Origin of the sequence: Nocardia sp. NPDC050799 (genome assembly GCF_040654015.1) — a bacterium.
Taxonomy (GTDB): Bacteria; Actinomycetota; Actinomycetes; order Mycobacteriales; family Mycobacteriaceae; genus Nocardia.
The window spans coordinates 81,666-100,175 of record NZ_JBFAHF010000016.1; the positions used below are offsets into that span (position 1 = coordinate 81,666).

Here is an 18,510-nt window from a genome sequence, read left to right on the forward strand (position 1 = left end):
TCGGTCCCCTAGCTTGTAACCATGCCCGTGACCCTTCCGTTACCTTTCCGTAAGCTCACGGTGTCGTCGATCGGACGTCGCCCCATCACGACACAGGTTGTCGCCACCTCGACAGCCCTCTGCGCCGGTTTCGCGCTCTTCGCCGCAGGAGCCGATTCCGATAACGAACAGATCACCCCGGTAGCCGCCATCTCGGAGGCGCCGGCCGACCCCGCCGACCGCGCGCCCGCCGAACGGCCGGCCACCTCGCACGACCCCGCCGCGTGGGCCCCGCATCAGGCCGCCGGTGACAATCAGCCCGCTCCGGTGTCCTTCCCGTTCTACGAGCCCCCGCGCCAAACCACGGTACAACCGGCCGACGGCGTCGTGTCCTCGGGCTTCGGGGCACGCTGGGGCACCAACCACAACGGCATCGACTTCGCCGCGAACATGGGTTCGCCCATCAGGTCGGTCACCGACGGTGTCGTGATCGAGGCCGGTCCGGCCACCGGCTTCGGCCTGTGGGTCCGCGTCCAGCAGGACGACGGCAGCGTCGGCGTCTACGGCCATATGCAGGACATTCTCGCCTCGGTCGGCCAGCAGGTGCAGGCCGGTGACGTGATCGCCACCGTCGGCAGCCGCGGCCAGTCCACCGGACCGCACCTGCACTACGAGGTCCACCAGCCCGGTATCGGCCCGGTCGACCCGCTGCCCTATCTCGCCGGTCGCGGTCTCGTCCTGAACAACCCCGGCTGACCCTTACCCCCGGCCGATCCGACGGCCCCCGGCATACCGGGGTACCGGCCGCACCCAGTCCCATAGTGGGACGCGGCGGCCGGATCCCCGTTCCTACCGTCGGATCATGTCCGCACTGCTCCCCAGCGTCCCGGTTCCCGGACGCCCCACAACTTCCGATCCATGTCGGGTGATCGGACGCCTGCACCGGCCTTTGCTGCTCAGTTCCGCGGCAATGGCCGGTCTGGTGTTTACCGGCCTGATCGCGATGGCCGTCGACGACCGCGTCCTACTCGGCGAATCGGTCTGGCTCAAACCGGTCAAATTCGGGCTGGCGTTTCTGCTGTACTCGCTGACCCTTGCCTGGCTGCTGTCACTACCCCACCGTGGCCGGCGGGTGACCTGGTGGCTGGGGGTCGTGTTCTCCGTCACCGCGTTCGTGGACGTGGGATTCATCGTGGTCCAGGCCGCGCGTGGCACCTTCAGCCATTTCAACACCGAAACAGACCCGGTCAACGAAATCGGGCAGATAATCTTCGCCTCGGGTGTCCCGGGTCTCTTTTTCGCGAATCTGCTGATCGCCGTGATCGTTTCGATACGTCCCGGCGCGGATCGGCCCACAGTGTGGGCGATTCGCGGCGGGCTGACGATGGGTGTGGTCTCGATGGCACTGGGATACCTCATGGGTTTCACCGGGACCCAGCTCACCCGGACCGCGGACGGCCGGCTGGTCGAATTGGCCGCCGGGCACACCGTGGTCGACGCCGGAACCCGGCAGGCCGTCGGCGCACCGGACGCGGTGACGGGTATGCCGATCACCCACTGGAGCACCCTCGGCGGTGACCTGCGCATTCCCCATTTCGTCGGATTGCACGGAATTCAGGTGGTACTGGCCGCGGTGGTGATCCTCGCCTGGTACGCGAGGCGCTACCCCCGGCTGCGCCCGGCGCGGACCCGCAGCAGGTTGATCGGGGTGGTGATCCTGGGCTGGGGCGGTCTGCAGGCGATCACATTCTGGCAGGCGATGCGCGGACAACCGCTGCTGCACCCGGACACCGCCACCCTGCTCGCGCTGCTCGGCCTCGGCGTCGTGGTCACGATCCTCGCCGCGGTCAGCGTCGGGTCCACCCCGGCGGTCGGCGGCGAGACGATCTCGCCGCCGCGCGCACAGCACGATTCGACGCAGGTCAGCGCAACCTTTCGGCGTCCCGGGCGAGTTCGACCAGAACCGCGCTGAGCCGCGCGAGCTCCTCCCGGCCGGCGCCCTCGTCGACCGCCGTCGCCACATCCTCGGCCGCGCAGCGCGCGGCGAACCACCGGTCGGCCAGGGCGGTGGCCTCGGCGGCACTGAGCACCACCGAATCGGCGGGGATCCCAGTGCCCTTCACATTGTTGCGATGCTCATAGGCGCGCTGGCGGCAGGACTGTCGGCAGTAGCGGCGCCGCCGCCCTGCTTCCGAATCCACTATTTCCCGACCACACCACAGGCACGACTCCAACCGGCGCGACATGACCCGACACCCTAATAGGAACTCTCGCAGCGGCACACACCGCACACCGCGCGGGGCCTTTTCGCCGAACCCCGTACAATTACAAGGCTTGGGAACGGAAAGACCCTGACGAACGTTGACATCAACAGGGCGCACGGCCTGGACCGGCACGAATCCCCGATTCGTGGCACAGCCAACGGCCCGCGCACGTGACCCGAACGGTCGGCGGGCGACAACGGCCGGCGAACGCGACCCACCAGGTCGCGGTAGCAAGACAACAAGGGGTCGACCCATCGGTTCGCACCCCGGCGCGGGTTCCGGTGCCCCGCAGCGGATACACCGTCGGTGTATCCGCTCCGGTGTTCCGGAGCCCCGCGGCAGGGAACCGCGGACCCGCGCGCGGCAACGCGCCGACAACACAGAGAGGACCTGTACAGATGGCAGATCGCGTACTCCGGGGCAGCCGGCTCGGAGCGGTGAGCTACGAAACCGACCGCGACCATGATCTGGCTCCCCGCCGGATCGCCCGGTACCGGACCGACAATGGTGAAGAGTTCGATGTTCCGTTCGCCGACGACGCCGAGATTCCGCCGACCTGGTTGTGCCGCAACGGCCAGGAAGGTGTGCTGATCGAGGGCACCACGCAGGAGGCGAAGAAGGTGAAGCCGCCCCGCACGCATTGGGACATGCTGCTCGAGCGGCGCAGCAAGGATGAGCTCGAGGAACTGCTCAAGGAGCGGCTGGAACTGCTCAAGACCCGTCGCCGGGGCTGAGCCCGGACGACCAGAGGTGGCATAGCAAGGCCGTGCCCGCCGGATATCCGGCGGGCACGGCCTTTGTCGTGCTCAGTGACTGGCCACCCGGCGGTACTGCAACAGCGCCAGCGGTATCGCGATCAGCAGAATGGCCGCCGAGCACAGAACCGCGTATTCGACGCAGTGCTCGGCCGGCCAGCCGGTCGCGGTAGGGAACATCGGGGGCGCGCTGTTGTCGAACAGTTTCCGTCCGCTCGCCGCGACCGCGGTGATCGGATTCCATTCGGCGATGGTGGCCAGCGGCTCGGGCAGGGTCTGGGCCGAGATGAATGCCGAGGAGATGAACGACAGCGGGAACAGCCAGATCAGCCCGGCGCTCTGGGCGACCTCGACGTTCGGGGCGAGCAGCCCGGTGAGCGCGCCGACCCACGACATGGCGAAGGCGAAGAGCAGGATCACCGTGTAGGCGAGTGCGGCCTCGGCAAGGCTTCCGTTGATGCTCCAGCCGACGACGTACCCGGACACGGTCATCACCGCCAGGCTGACCATGCTCACCACCAGATCGGAGAGCGTGCGCCCCATCAGCACCGCCAGCCGTGACATGGGCAGCGAGCGCATCCGGTCGATGATGCCCTTCTCCAGGTCGCCGGCCAGCCCCACGGTGGTGAACGCGGCACTGAAGGCGACGGTCTGGGCCATGATCCCGGCGATCAGGAACTCCCGGTACTGGCCGCCGCCCAGCGAGGCGCCGAACACGTAGGCGAACAGGAAGACGAACATCAGCGGCTGCACCGTGGCCGTGACCAGCAATGTCGGCACCCGCATGATGGTGATCAGATTTCGATGCGCGACGATCGCGCTGTCGCGGAGGAACCGCATACGCGGTTCGGTGGACTTCGGAATCCGGTGCGAGCCGGGCGCGTGTGACAGTTCCGCCTCCGTCTCATCGGTCGGGCCGGTGGTTTGATCGACCGCCACTTCTGCGGTGCTCACGACATGATCTCCTCGGGGACGTCACTGGTTTCCGGCTTGGATTCCGGTGCTGCCGGGGAGCCGGTGATGGACAGGAAGACATCGTCGAGGCTGGGCCGGTGCACCCGGGCGTCGACGACGTTCACATCTGCGTCATCGAACCGGCGCAGGGCTTGGACCATGGTGCGGGAACCGTCACCGACCACCACCGACACCTCGTCGACGCTCGCCTCATGTGCGGGTTCGCCGATCCCGATCTCGGCGAGGACCCGCAGTGCGGGCGCCGGATCCTGTCCGGGACCCAGCGTGACGGTGAGCCGGTCCCCGCCGATCGAGGATTTGAGTTCGTCCGCCGAACCGCGGGCGATGACCCGGCCCTTGTCGAGCACGGTGATCTGATCGGCCAGCCGGTCGGCTTCCTCCAGATACTGGGTGGTCAGCAGGACTGTGGTGCCATCGCGGACGAGTTCGCCGATAACCCGCCACATATCGTTGCGGGCCCGCGGATCCAGTCCGGTGGTCGGTTCGTCCAGAACCACCACAGGTGGACGGGCGACCAGGGCACCGGCCAGATCGAGGCGCCGGGTCATCCCGCCGGAATAGGTTCCCGCCCGGCGATCCGCGGCATCCTCGAGCCCGAATTCCCCGAGCAGTTCCCGGGCCCGCGAGACCGCGCGTTCGCGCGGCATCCCATAGAGCCGCGCGACCATCCGCAGGTTCTCGTAGCCGGTGAGGTTGGCATCCACCGCCGCGTACTGACCGGACAATCCGATGAGCTTGCGGGCCGCCGCCGGATCGTGCAGCACATCGACATCGGCGACCCGGACGGATCCGGCGTTCGGGCGCAGCAGGGTGGTGACGATCCGGACAGCGGTCGTCTTACCCGCGCCGTTGGGACCGAGCAGCCCCAGCACCGTACCTTCGGGGATTTCGATATCGACCTCGTCCAAAACGCGGACGCGGCCGTAGTACTTCACCAGACCGGTGATCTGTACCGCGGGCTTCACTGAGCGTTCTCCTTCGTTTCGATACCGGGCTGCGATGTCGTGGCCGCCCCGCGCAGGTGTTCCCGGAGCACGGGTCCGAGCACGGCCAGGGATTCCGGGGTCGTCATCTCCGCGTGTGTGCACGCCAGTTCCCGGGCGTGCACGGCACCGGTGACAAAGCCCTGCCATGCCTCCGGGCGACGATCGGGCGCGGCCAGGTTCACCGGGTCGGTGCCGGCGGCGAAGAACAGCAGATCGCCGTCGAACACACCGGGCCGGAAACCATTGGCCTGGACGGTGCCGTCGGCGTAGCCGGCGTACAGCCGTTCCAGATGATCCACGGTGAGTGCCGCGAACGGGCCGGGACGCGACCGCAACAATTCGGCGGCCTCGGCCAAGGTCGGTTCCGCCCCGTCGGCGACCAGGTCGCCGCCGAATTCGCCGAGGATCTCCGCGACGCCGGGCACGGCTTCGGTGGCCAGATCATCGGAGAGCCGGTAGCTGTCCAGCATGGTGAGCAGCGCGACCTCCTCGCCGACCGCCTGCAGTCGCACAGCGATCTCGTGCGCGATCAGACCACCCAGCGACCAGCCGAGCAGCTGGTAGGGCCCGTGCGGTTGCACGGTCTGGATATGGGCGATGTAGTGCTCGGCCGCTTCGCCGATCGAACCGAAGCCCGGTTCACCGCTCGCCTGTGGTGCCTGCAGACCGTAGACCGGCTGGTCGGCGGGCAGTTCGGCGAGCAGGCCGGCGTAGCACCAGGACAACCCGATCGCCGGATGCACACAGAACAGCGGCGGCCGGCCGGTACCGGTGCCGGGGCGCAACGGCAGCAGCGGAGCCAGCGCCAGTCGCATGGCATCGGCGGCGGTGCCGTCGCCGAGCCGGGCGGCCAGCGCGGCCGGGGTGGACTCGCCGAACAGCAGCTGCATCGGCAGGTCATACCCGGCCTCTCGGGCCCGGCCGACCACCTTCGTGGCGAGCAGCGAATTACCGCCCAGTTCGAAGAATCCGTCCCCGGCACCCACCCGGTCGACCCCGAGGACCTCCGCGAAGATCTCGCACAGCGCGGCCTCCACCGCGTTGGCGGGCGCCCGGTAACCCTCCGCGGCGGTGAACACCGGTTCGGGCAGGGCGGACCGGTCGAGTTTGCCGACCGGAGTGAGCGGCAGCCGGTCGATCAGCATGATCGACTGCGGAACCATGTAGTTGGGCACCAGTTCGGACACGTGCGCGATGAGTTCGGCGGCGGTGGCGCCCGCCGCGGCCTTCACATACGACACCAGGGCGGTCACTCCCGCGGCCGTGCGATGCCCGGCGGTGTAGGAGAACTCGACCGCCGGATGCCGACTCAGCGCCGCGTCGATCTCGCCCAGTTCGATCCGGAAACCGCGGATCTTCACCTGCTGGTCGGTACGGCCGACATATTCGATATCGCCGGGGCCGCCATCGCGTGCCGTGCGGATCCGCACCAGATCGCCGGTACGGTACATCCGCTCACCCGGTTTGCCGAAAGGATTGGCCACGAAGCGCTGGGCGGTGAGCCCGGGCCGGTCGTGATATCCGCGGGCGAGCGCTCCACCGGCCAGGTACAACTCGCCGGTGACCCCGAGCGGCGCCGGGCGCAGCCGGGCGTCGAGAACCATGGCCGCCACACCGCGGATCGGTTCACCGATCGGGATCGGACCACCCGGTACCAGTGGCGGCGACATCACGGTGACGATGGTGGTTTCGGTCGGGCCGTAGACGTTGTGCAGGTTGCGACCCGGCGCCCAGCGCGCCACCACTTCGGCCGGCAGGGCCTCGCCACCGACCAGGACGTGCTGGAAATCGGTGACGCCTTCCGGGTCCACCGTCGCCAGGGCCGCCGTGGTGATGAAGGCGTGGGTGATCCGTTCCGCGATCAGCACCCGGGCCAGTTCCGCGCCACCGACCACCCCCGGCGGGGTGAGCACCAGGGTGGCCGCGCCGCCGAGCGCAAACAGCAGGTCCAGCATGGCGGCGTCGAAACTGGGGGTCGCGAAGTGCAGAATGCGGCTGTTCGGCCGGACATCGAAGCGGTGGGCCGTCTCCGCCGCGAAATTCGACAGTCCGCGATGGGTGACCACCACGCCCTTGGGGGTTCCGGTGGAACCCGAGGTGTAGATGACGTAGGCCGGGTTGTCCATCCGCAACGGGGTGATCCGGTCCGCGTCGGTGAGCGGAGCGCTGGACGCCCGCAGCACCTGTTCGCGGACCTCGGCATCGTCGAGGGCCAGCCAATGGGCCCCCTCGGGCAACTGCTCCCGGTACTCGGCCAGCGTGAGTCCCAGGGCCGCCCCGGAATCGGAGAGCATATGGGTGATGCGCGCGGCCGGGTAGCCCGGGTCCACCGGCACGAAGGCGGCGCCGGTCTTGGTCACCGCCAGGACCGTGGCCACCGATTCGACCGTACGCGGAATACCCAGCGCCACCAGTGTTTCCGGTCCCACCCCGTAGCCCACCAGCACCCGGGCCAGCCGGTTGCTCCAGCGGTCGAGCGCGTCGTAGGTGACCTCAACGCCCGCACCGGCGAGCGCCACCGCCTGCCGGTCGACGTGCACCGCGGCGGCGAAGACTTCGGCCAGGGTGCACGGCTGGTCCGGATCGGCACGACGCAGCGGCGCCAGCGCCGACCATTCCGCGGGCTCGAGCAGTTCCAGGTCACCGATGACCACGGCGGGGTCGGCGGCAATCGCGCCGAGCAACCGGACCAGGCGGCGACCGAGCCGGGCCGCGGTCGGTTCGTCGAAGAGATCCCCGCTGTAGTTCACCGCCACGCCGATACCGTCCGGCGACCGGTCGGCGCCGCGGCATTCGGTGAGGGTGAACTGGAGATCGAATTTCGCGATACCGGCGTCGATATCCATCGCCTCGATGCTCAACCCCGGAAGTTCCAGGGCGCGTACCGGTTCGTCGCGCACCGACAACATCACCTGGAAGAGCGGGTGGTGCGACTGGGAGCGGACCGGGTTGAGCACCTCGACCAATCGCTCGAACGGCAGTTCCGCGTGCCCGAACGCGTCGAGATCGGTATCGCGCACGGTATCGAGCAGATCGGTGAACCGATCGTTGTGGGCGACCGGGGTCCGCAGGACCAGCGTATTGACGAACATGCCGATCATCCGGTCGAGTTCGGGCCGCCCACGGCCGGCGACCGGGGTGCCGACGGCGATATCGCCGACGCCGGTCATCCGGTGCAGCAGTACCGCCAGCGCGGCGTGCAGCACCATGAACAGGCTCACATTGTGGCGCGCGGCGAGACCGCGCAACTCCCGGTGCACCCCGGCGTCGACCCGCTCTTCGACGGTGCCGCCACGGTAGGAGGGCACCGGCGGACGCGGGCGGTCGGCGGGGACGGCGAGCAGTTCGGGCATGCCCTCCAGCCTGGTGCGCCAGTAGTCGAGCTGCCGCCGGATCGGGGAGGCGGGATCGTCCTCGCTGCCGAGCAGTTCCCGTTGCCACAGGGTGTAGTCGACGTACTGGAGTCGGTCGGCGTCGACCTCCGGCCGGGCGCCGAGCCGGATCGCCCGGTAGGCCGTCGCCACATCTGTGGCCAGCGGTTCCAGCGACCAGCCGTCCATCGCGATGTGGTGCACCACCAGCACCAGGATGTGCTCATCCGGCGCCACCACGAACAGCGCTGCACGCAACGGGATCTCGATGGACAGGTCGAATCCGGGGGTGATGAACCGTTCGATCGCCGCCCCGTGGCCCGCGTCGTCGGCCGCCGGTGTATGCAGCGTGACGGCGGCATCGGCCGCGTCGAGTACCCACTGCACCGGCTCCCCGTCGATCTCCGGGAACACCGTCCGCAGGGTCTCGTGCTGTTCCTGCACCCGGTGCAGCGCGCCGCGCAGCGCCACGCGATCGAGCGGACCGCGCAACCGCAGCACCACCGGGATGTTGTACGCGCCACCCGAGGTGTCCGAGCCGCCGAACCGATTGAGGAACCACAGCCGCTGCTGGGCCGGGGACAGCGGAATCCGCTGGGGCCGCTCCCGGCGGACCAGGGCGGCCCCGGTGCCGGCGGATTCCCCGTCGAGGCGGGCCGCGAGTTCGGCAACCGTCGGGGCGGCGAACACCGTCCGCACCGGCAGTCGCACCCCGGTAGCCGCGTCCAGGCGACCCACCAGCTGGGTGGCCAGCAACGAGTTGCCGCCGATATCGAAGAAACTTTCGTCCGCGGTGGTGATCACGACGCCCACCAGCTCGCCCATGATCGCGGCGACCCGGCGTTCGGTGTCCGAACCGAGCGCGCGACCGGGTGCGGCAGTGGGGAGGGCCCGGGGTTCGGGCAGCGCGGCGATATCCAGTTTGCCCACCGGGGTGAGCGGGATCTCGTCGAGCAGCGTGAACGCGGCCGGAACCATATGCCGCGGCAGGCGACTGCTCAGGTGGTCGCGCAGTTCCTCCGGCTCGGGGGGCCGCGTGGGATCGGCCGGATGCACATAGGCGACCAACCGGTCCGAATCGCCGAGCCGGCGCACCTCGACATGGGCGAAGTGCACCGCCGGATGCGCGGTGAGCGCGCCGGCGATCTCGCCGAGCTCGATCCGGAATCCGCGCATCTTCACCTGGTTGTCGCTGCGGCTCAGATAGCGTAGTCCGCCGTCTCGGGTCCAGCACACCACGTCGCCGCTGCGGTAGAGCCGAGCGCCGGGCGGACCGTAGGGGTCCGCGACGAACCGGGCTGCGCTGAGCCCGAAACGCTCGTGATAGCCGCGGGCCAGTCCGGGACCACCCAGATACAACTCACCGGGGACCCCCGTGGGCACGGGACGCAGCCGTTCGTCGAGCACCAGAGCGCGGGTGCCGCGGATCAGATCGCCCAGCCCGGCCGGACGGCCGGCGGCCACCGGCGTCACCGACACCACGACGGTGGTTTCGGTGGGCCCGTAGGCGTTGAACATCCGACGCCCGGGCGCCCAGCGCGACACCAGCTCCGGGCCGACATTTTCGCCGCCGACCATGAGACCCCGCAGCGCCGGCAACGGCCAGCGTTCGTGGTCGATGGTGGCGAGCGCCGCGGGGGTGATGAAGGTGTGCGTAATCCCGGTGCGGGTCATGAATTCACCCAGTTCGTCACCGCCGTACACCTCCGGCGGCACGATGACCATGGCGGCGCCGGCCCCGATTGCGAGCAGCAGGTCCAGGACCGCCGCGTCGAAACTCGGTGACGAGAAATGCATGGTGCGCGCGGCCGGGTTCACCGCCAGCCGGTCCCGGAACTCGTCGGCGAGATCGGCGAGCGCCCCGTGGGTCGCGGTGACACCTTTGGGTTTACCGGTGGATCCGGAGGTGTAGATGAGATAGGCCGCATCGGTGATCCGTACCGGGCGCAGCCGGTCACCGTCGGATACCGGGCCCGCGGCCTCACCGCCGATCTCACTGCGGCCCGCGGGGGAATCCAGCAGCAACCAGTCGATCTCGCTGCCGCCCGCCGCGCGCAGCCGTTCGGCGTGCCCGCTGCGGGTGATACCGACCGAGCAGCCGGAGTCGGCGAGCATATGCGCGACGCGCTCGGCCGGATAGTTCGGATCCACCGGGACGAAGGCGGCCCCGGATTCGGCGACGGCGAGCATGGTCGTCACCGAATCCGCGGACCGGGTGAGTCCGAGGGCGACCTTGTCGCCGGTACCGAGTCCGCGCCGGATCAACGCACGGGCCAGGCGATTGGCGCGACGGTCGAGGTCCGCGTAGGTGAGTACCGTCTCGTCCTCGTACAGCGCCGGACGCGGCCCGTGGGCGAGCGTGGTGGCACCGAACAGCGCGCCCAGGGTGCGCGGGATGCCGTGGGCGGGGCCGCGGGCCGGGCACAGGGCGTCACGTTCGGCATCGGTGCGGGTGTCGATATCACCGACCGGCACGGTGGGCCGGGCGCCGATCGCGGCGAGCACCCGCAGGAAGCGGTCCGCGAGCGTCTCGACGGTGGCCGCGTCGAACAATTCGTCGGCATAGACGAATTCGAGGTCACCGTCGGTGAGATCACCGGCGCGCAACTCCAGATCGAACTTTGCGCGCGCGATATCGAGCGGGGCCGCCCGCACCGCCAGCCCGGGCAGTGCCAGGTCGGGCACCGGGGTGTCCTGCACGGTGAGCGCGACCTGGAACAGCGGGTGGCGCGCGGTGGCGCGCGGATCGTGCCCGAGCGCGGCCACCACCTGTTCGAAGGGGATATCGGCGTGCGCGAGCGCGGCGAGTTCGGTATCCCGGTCCCCGCGCAGGAGGTCGGTGAACGGGCGGGCCGGATCCACTGGCGAGCGCAACACGAGCGTATTGACGAACATCCCGACAAGTTCGCCGAGCCGGCTGTCCGTGCGTCCGGCAACCGGGGTACCGATGGCGATGTCCCGGCCACCGGTGACCGCCCGCAGCAGTACCGCGAGCGCCGACCGCAGGAGCATGAACGGGCTCACGCCCTGGGCGTGGGCCAGTTCCACCAGGGCGGCGCGCACCGGCTCCGGAATACTGCGGTGGACCGAGGCGGCCGTCTGCTCGGGTTCGGCGGGGCGGGGCCGGTCGTAGGGCAGAGGTAGTTCGTCGGGCAGGCCCGCGAGCTGGTCCCGCCAGTAGCCGAGCTGGCGAGCGGCGAGGCTGTCCGGGTCGGACTCGCTACCGAGGTGCTCCCGCTGCCAGAGACCGAAATCGGCGTACTGCACCGGCAGCGGTGACCACTGCGGCGCCGCCCCGGCGCGGCGGGCCTGATAGGCCAGCGCCAGGTCGCGGATCAGCGGCCCCATCGACCAGCCGTCGGCGGCGATGTGGTGGAGCACCACGCCGAGCCGGTAGCGGTCCGTCCCGGTGCGCAGCAGTGTCGCCCGCAGCGGCGTTCCCACGGTGAGATCGAAACCGGTGGTGGCGGTTTCCCGGAGCGCGGCGGCGGCCCCCACGTGATCGGTCTCCTGTAGTTCCAGGGTGGGCAGTGCCCACGCCGCGGGCAGAATGCGCTGCTGGGCGCCGTCACCGTCGGCCGGAAACACGGTGCGCAGGACCTCGTGCCGTTCGACGATATCGCCGAGCGCCGCCCGCAGTGCGGGGATGTTCAGCGCACCGTCGATATCGAGAACGAACGCGATGTTGTAGGCACTGGACTCGGGAGCGAACCGGTTGAGGAACCACAGCCGCTGCTGCGGCAGCGATAACGGCAGCCGCGCCGGCCGCGGATCGTAGGCGGCCAGCGGGACCCGGGCGGTGGCCGGAGTCCGCAGCAGCTCTTCGGTCAGCGCCGCGACGGTGGGGGCCTCGAACACCATGCGGACCGGCAGGTCCACCCCGAACCGGTCGTAGAGCTCGCCGACCAGCCGGGTCGCCAGCAGCGAGTTGCCGCCCAGGTCGAAGAACGGGTCCTCGGCGCCGGTCACCGTACAGCCCAGCACCTCCGAGAAGACTTCGGCGACCCGGCGCTCGGCCTCGGTGGCGGGGGCGCGAGAGGTGGTACCCGTGTTCAGGAACACCGGTTCGGGCAGCGCCTTACGGTCCAGCTTGCCCGAGGGCGCCTTCGGGAACTCCGGCAGCACGGTGACCGCGTCGGGGACCATGTACGCGGGCAGCTGCCCGCGTACGGCCGACCGGACCGCGGCCGGATCCACCATGCTGTCGGCGACGAGATAGGCCGCCAGCCGCTGCCGGGCGTGCGCATCGGTGTGCACCACCGTCAGTGCCGACCGCACCCCGGGATGGCCGCGCAGTACATGGTCGATCTCGGACAGTTCGATCCGGAAGCCGCGCAGTTTCACCTGATCGTCGGCGCGGCCGAGGAACCGCAGCCGGCCGGTCCGGTCGGCCACCACCAGATCGCCGGTGCGGTACATCCGTTCACCGCGCCGGCCGTACGGGCTCGCCACGAAACGGGACGCGGTCAGGCCGTGCCGGCCCAGATAGCCGCGGGCCAGCCCGGGACCCGAGACGTACAGCTCGCCCGGTGTGCCGGGCGGTACCGGACGCAACCGGGAGTCCAGCAGGAACAACCGCATACCGCGCACCGGATGACCCAGCGGCACCGGGCGGCCGGGCCGCATCGGGCCGGACATGGTGGCGGCCACCGTCGCCTCCGACGGCCCGTACATATTGTGCATGCGGTACCGGTCGGCCCAGGCCGCCACCAATTCGGGACTGCACGCCTCACCGCCGACCATGACACTGCGCAGCTGCTCCAAGCCGGACGGGTCGACGGTGCCCAGGGCGGCGGGCGTGACGAACGCGTGGGTAACGGCTTCGGCCCGTAGCAGCCCGGCGAGTTCGGCACCGCCGTAGACATCCGGCGGCGCGATCACCACGGTGGCCCCGCAGACGAACCCGAGCAGCAGTTCGAGCACCGAGGCATCGAAACTCGGTGAGGAGAAGTGCAGGGTGCGTGCGGCCGGGGTGACGCCGAACAGATAGCACTGTTCGGCGGCGAAGGAGGCCAGTCCGGCGTGGGTGACGACAACGGCTTTCGGTGTGCCGGTGGAGCCGGAGGTGTAGATCAGGTAGGCCGGATGCGCGTTGCGCAACGGTGCGATCCGGTCGGCATCGGTGATCGGCGCCGCGGAGACGGAGGCACAGTCGATTTCGACATCCGGCGAGCCGAGGATCAGCCACGATTCCACGGCGCCGGGCGCCTCCGCCAGCGCCGCGACCTGTTCCCGGCCGGTGACCCCGAGCCGGGCGCCGGAATCGGTGAGCATATGGGCGATCCGATCCGCGGGATAGCCCGGATCGACCGGAACGTAGGCGGCGCCGGTCTTGGCGACCGCCCAGACCGCGGTGATCGCGTCCAGACCGCGCGGCAGCGCCAGCGCGACCACGGTTTCGGGTCCGGCACCCTGTTCGATCAGCAGCCGGGCCAGCCGGTTCGCGCGTTCGTCCAGTTCCCGGTAGGTGGTGTCCCGTCCGCGGTAACGGACGGCGACCCCGTCGGGGTCCTTGACCGCCGACCGGCCGAACAGATCGGCCAGCAGCACCGGCGGTTCGGCGGGTCCACCCGCCAGCGGAACGAGGTTGCCGCGCTCACGCCGCTCCAGCACCTCGATATCGCCGACCGGCCGCCGGGGGTTGCCGACCGCCGCGTCCAGCACCGCGACGAACCTGCGCGCGATCGCGGCGACGGTCCGCTCGTCGAACAGATCGGTCGCGTAACCGATCTCGGCGTGCAGTTCGCCGCCGGCGTTGTCGTCATGGATCTCGAGCTGGAGGTCGAATTTCGCGATGGTCCCGTCCAGCGGCAGGATCTCGGTGCGCACCCCCGGCAGCGCCAACTCGAGTTCACCGGCGTTGTCGTAGGACAGCATCACCTGGAACAGCGGATGCCGTGCCCCGGAGCGCTCCGGGTTCACCACCTCGACCAGCCGCTCGAACGGAACATCGGCATTGGCGAAGGCGTTCAGATCGGTTTCCCGGACGATATCGAGCATCCGGCCGAAATCGGCGCCGGGATCGACCTCCGTGCGCAGCACCAGGGTGTTGACGAACATCCCCACCAGTTCGTCCAGCGCCGGATCGGTGCGGCCCGCGATGGGGGTACCGATCACGATATCGGTGCTACCGCAGATACGGGCCAGCAGCGTGGCCAGCGCGGCGTGCACCACCATGAACATGCTCGCCCCGCGCGCGGCCGCCAGTTCCGCGGCCGCGCGGCGGGTTCCGGCCGGGATGGTGAACGAGACCCGCCCGCCTCCGGTGGAGCGGCGGGCGGGACGCGGACGGTCCAGCGGGAGGTCGAGCTGATCGGGCAGCCCGGCCAGTTCGGCCCGCCAGTGGGTGACCTGCCGGCTCAGCGCGCTGCCCGGATCGGATTCCTCGCCGAGCAGTTCCCGCTGCCACAGCGCGAAATCCGCGTACTGCACCGGTAGCGGAGTCCACTGCGGCGCCCGGCCGGCGACCCGTGCCTCGACCGCGGTGGTCAGATCCCGGGCCAGCGGCGCCACCGACCAGCCGTCTCCGCAGATGTGGTGCAACACCAGCACGAGTACGTGGCTGTCGTCGTCGAGGGCGTACAGGGCGACCCGGACCGGGAACTCGCTACGCAGATCGAACGGCCGGGACACGAACTCGGCGGCCAGACCGGTGATCCGGGCGCCGTCGGCTTCGATCACCTCGAGCGAGAGCCCGGCGGCGGCGGCCGGATGGATCCGCTGGTAGGGGCCCTCACCGGATTCGGGGAAGGTGGTCCGCAGGCTTTCGTGACGCTCCAGCACGTCCAGCAGCGCGGCCTGCAACGCCTCGATATCCAGGATGCCGTCCAGCCGGACCGCGAGCGGCATGTTGTAGGCGGCGGCATGCTCGGCGAAGCGGTTCAGGATCCAGAGCCGCTGCTGGGCCGGTGAGAGCGGGATCCGCTCGGGCCGCACCATCGGAACCAGCTGCGGTGAGGCGAGGTCCGGGTCGTGGACCGAGAACCGATCGGTCAGTTCGACGATGGTGCCGGCCTCGAACAGATCACGAATGGTCAGCGCGGTACCGAGCGCGGTGTTGATCCGCGCGACCGCGCGGGCGGCCACCAGCGAGTTGCCGCCGAGTTCGAAGAATCCGTCCTCGATTCCGATCTCGGGCACGCCCAGCAGTTCGGCGAATATCGTGGCCAGGACTTCTTCCACCTCGTTGCGCGGCGCGGTCCGGGCCCGCTGTTCGGTGGGGCCCGGAGCCGGCAGCGCCGCCCGGTCGATCTTGCCGTTGCTGTTCAGTGGCAGTTCGTCGAGCACGGTGACCGTGGCGGGCACCATGTACCCGGGCAGTGCGCGGGCCAGCTCCGCGCGGACCGCGCCCGGTTCGAGGGTCGCCCCGCCACGCGCCACCACGTAGGCCGCGAGCCGATCGCCGGCGGGGGTGTGGTGGGCGACGCAGACCGCGCGGGCGATCCGCTCGTCGGCCAGCAGTGCGGATTCGATCTCGCCGAGTTCGATGCGCAACCCGCGGATCTTCACCTGGAAATCGGTGCGGCCCAGGTATTCCAGTACCCCGCGGCGGCTTCCGGCGGACCCGAGTTGCCAGCGGGCCAGATCGCCGGTGCGGTACATGCGCGTGCCCGGGGTGAACGGATCGGCCACGAACCGTTCGGCGGTCAGCGGCGCCTGGCCGAGGTAGCCGCGCGCCAGCTGCACACCGGCCAGGTACAGCTCGCCCACCGCGCCCGGCGGGACCGGGCGCAGCGCCGCATCGAGTACATAGGTGCGGGTGTTCCACACCGGCGAACCGATCGGGACGGATTCGGGGTCCGGTGGGCAGTGCCAGTAGGTCACGTCGACCGCGGCCTCGGTGGGCCCGTACAGGTTGTGCAGGTCCGGGCCCGGCAACGCGGCGTGGAAATCGCGCACGGTGGCCGGCGGCAGCGCTTCACCGCTGCAGAACACCCGGCGCAGCGACGCGCAGTCACCGACCTCGGTATCGGTGACGAAGACCGAAAGCATCGATGGGACGAAATGCGCTGTGGTGACGCCCTTCTCGCGGATAACCTCGGCCAGGTAGGCCGGATCGCGGTGTCCGTCCGGACGCGCCACCACCAGCCGGGCGCCGGTCTGCAGCGGCCAGAAGAACTCCCATACCGAGACATCGAAGGTCGCCGGAGTCTTCTGCAGCACGGCGTCGGTGTGATCGAGCGGGTATTGGTGCTGCATCCAGCGGAGCCGGTTCACGATGGCCGCGTGGGTGATGCCGACGCCCTTCGGGGCGCCGGTGGAACCGGAGGTGTACAGCAGATAGGCCAGATGGTCACCACGCAGCGGTGAGATCCGGTCGGCATCGGTGACGGGCGCGGGATCGTAACCGGAGAGATCGGCGGTGTCGACCGCGAGCAGTTCGGCATTGCCGGGCAGTTCGAGGCCGTCGCGGATGGCGACCAGCAGCGCGACCGGGCGGGCCCGGTCCACGATCCCCGCCAGCCGCGCGACCGGATGCTCCGGATCCAGCGGAAGGTAGGCGGCGCCGGTCTTGATCACGGCGTACATCGCGACCACCAGTTCGATACTGCGCCGCAGGCACAGCCCGACCACCTGTTCCGGTCCGGCGCCGGCCGCGATCAGCTTGCGGGCCAGCCGGTTCGCCCGGGCGTCGAGTTCGCGGTAGGTCAGCGCCGCACCCTCGAACTCCACTGCCACGGACTCCGGGCAGTGCCGCACCCGGTCGGCGAAAATTCCCGCGAGCGTGCCGGTGTGGACCTGCGCCGCCGTATCGTTCCAGGTGTGCAGCACCTGGCGCTGTTCGGCATCGGTGAGCACGGGTAGCTCCCGGACGGGGGTGCCGGCTCCGGTGGTGAGAAAACGGTCCAGGAAGCCCAGGAACCGGCGGTGGTGGGCGGCGACCTCGTCATCGCTGTAGAGCAGCGGGTTGGCCTCGAAATCGAGATGGACCCGGCCGCCGTCACCGTTGTACAGGTTGACCGAGAGGTCCTCGACCGGACCGGTGGCCAGCACATGGACCGAGACCTCGCATTCGGCGAAGCGCAGCGGCTTGCTGAACAGCATGATGTTGATCATCGGGCCGAAGAAACCGCGGGTGTCGCGGTCGTAACCGCAGTCGCGGCGGATATCGTCGTGCCGGTAGCGCTGGTGCCGGAGGGCGCCGGTGATCTGACGTTCCACCACCCGTACGACATCTTCGACGGTGGTCCCGGGCTCGAAGCGGATCCGCAGCGGCACCACATTCGACACCACTCCGGCGGAACGGCGCAGCGATACGGTGGTACGCGCGGAGACCGGCAGGCTCAGCACCACGTCGTTCTCCCCGGTCATGGACCGGACGTAGCAGGCCATGGCGGCGGCGTACAGGATCGGATCGGTCGCGTTGCGTTGCGTCGCCGCCGCCGTGACGGACGCCTCGGTGGCCTCGCTCAGGACCGCGGTGGCGAGCCGGCGGCCCGCGTCCGCGGTGGCCGGCGGATTGGCCACGGTGGACAGACTGACGACCTCCCCTGCGCCGTCGAGGATTTCGCTCCAGTAGACGCGGTCGTTGGTGAACCGCTGCGTATTCCGGTACTCCTGCTCCCCCGCGTAGAGCTCGGCCAGCGGGGTGGCGCGCGACACCGTGGGTTCCCGGGACTCGTAGTAGGCCGTGTAGATCTCCGCGGTGCGGACCAGCGCGTTCATCGCCGCATAACCGTCGATGAGGATGTGATGGGCCCGGGAGTACCAGATGTAGTCGCGATCTCCGGTGCGCAGTACGGCATTGAAGACGAGCGAGTCGTGGTCGAAGTCGACCGGAGTGCGCGCGTCGTTCTTCATCCAGGCCAGCGCCGCGGCCTGCGGGTCCGGCTCGGATCGCAGATCCAGTCGCGCCCACCCCGGTCGCATAGCCGGATCGACCACCTGGTGCGGGACTCCGTCGATCTGGACGATGCGCTGGAGGCCGACCTCGGTCTCCACACCGAAACGCTCGATCGCATACAGCAGCAGACCCGGATCGAGATCACCGTGGAACTTCACGTACTCCACGACGACGAGCGGGATCTCGGGCTGAATCCGCTGGGCGTACCACAGCGCTGTCTGCGCGGGTGTGAGCGGAAACGGTTCGGCCGAAACTTCCGCCGACGAACTGCTATCGACCCCGGTGGCCGACGATCTCATCAATCACTCCGTTCTACAGCTCGACACTCCCCGAACA

General features: G+C 69.7%; 7 protein-coding genes. 3 read left to right on the forward strand and 4 right to left on the reverse strand.

What is annotated here, in order from left to right; translation table 11 throughout:
- Nucleotides 1–21 precede the first annotated feature (21 nt).
- The gene (locus tag AB0H42_RS18380) at nucleotides 22–735 is read left to right on the forward strand and encodes a M23 family metallopeptidase (RefSeq protein ID WP_357057170.1); all 714 of its coding nucleotides are present in this window, start codon (nucleotides 22–24) and stop codon (nucleotides 733–735) included.
- A gap of 106 nt (nucleotides 736–841) precedes the next feature.
- Complete coding sequence (locus tag AB0H42_RS18385; protein WP_357057172.1) at nucleotides 842–1,951, forward strand: hypothetical protein; 1,110 nt, start codon at nucleotides 842–844, stop codon at nucleotides 1,949–1,951.
- On the opposite strand, the gene AB0H42_RS18390 is transcribed toward AB0H42_RS18385, so the two are convergent.
- Nucleotides 1,902–2,225, reverse strand: coding sequence for a hypothetical protein (locus AB0H42_RS18390; protein ID WP_357057174.1), 324 nt, complete (start codon nucleotides 2,223–2,225; stop codon nucleotides 1,902–1,904). The genes AB0H42_RS18385 and AB0H42_RS18390 overlap by 50 nt on opposite strands.
- A 416-nt stretch (nucleotides 2,226–2,641) precedes the next feature.
- On the opposite strand from AB0H42_RS18390, the gene AB0H42_RS18395 reads away from it, so the two are divergent.
- Nucleotides 2,642–2,977 carry an RNA polymerase-binding protein RbpA gene (locus tag AB0H42_RS18395; protein WP_030519040.1) on the forward strand — a complete coding sequence of 112 codons (336 nt, stop codon included), beginning with the start codon at nucleotides 2,642–2,644 and terminating at the stop codon, nucleotides 2,975–2,977.
- 72 nt (nucleotides 2,978–3,049) lie between these two features.
- On the opposite strand, the gene AB0H42_RS18400 is transcribed toward AB0H42_RS18395, so the two are convergent.
- From AB0H42_RS18400 to AB0H42_RS18410, 3 genes are all read right to left on the reverse strand, one after another.
- Nucleotides 3,050–3,838 carry an ABC transporter permease gene (locus AB0H42_RS18400; protein ID WP_357057307.1) on the reverse strand — a complete coding sequence of 263 codons (789 nt, stop codon included), beginning with the start codon at nucleotides 3,836–3,838 and terminating at the stop codon, nucleotides 3,050–3,052.
- Between the two features lie 110 nt (nucleotides 3,839–3,948).
- Nucleotides 3,949–4,938 (reverse strand): ATP-binding cassette domain-containing protein, encoded by a 990-nt coding sequence (locus tag AB0H42_RS18405; RefSeq protein WP_357057176.1) that lies wholly within the window; start codon nucleotides 4,936–4,938, stop codon nucleotides 3,949–3,951.
- Nucleotides 4,935–18,473 (reverse strand): amino acid adenylation domain-containing protein, encoded by a 13,539-nt coding sequence (locus AB0H42_RS18410; protein ID WP_357057178.1) that lies wholly within the window; start codon nucleotides 18,471–18,473, stop codon nucleotides 4,935–4,937. Before AB0H42_RS18410 ends, AB0H42_RS18405 begins: the two co-directional genes overlap by 4 nt.
- Nucleotides 18,474–18,510: the final 37 nt, after the last annotated feature.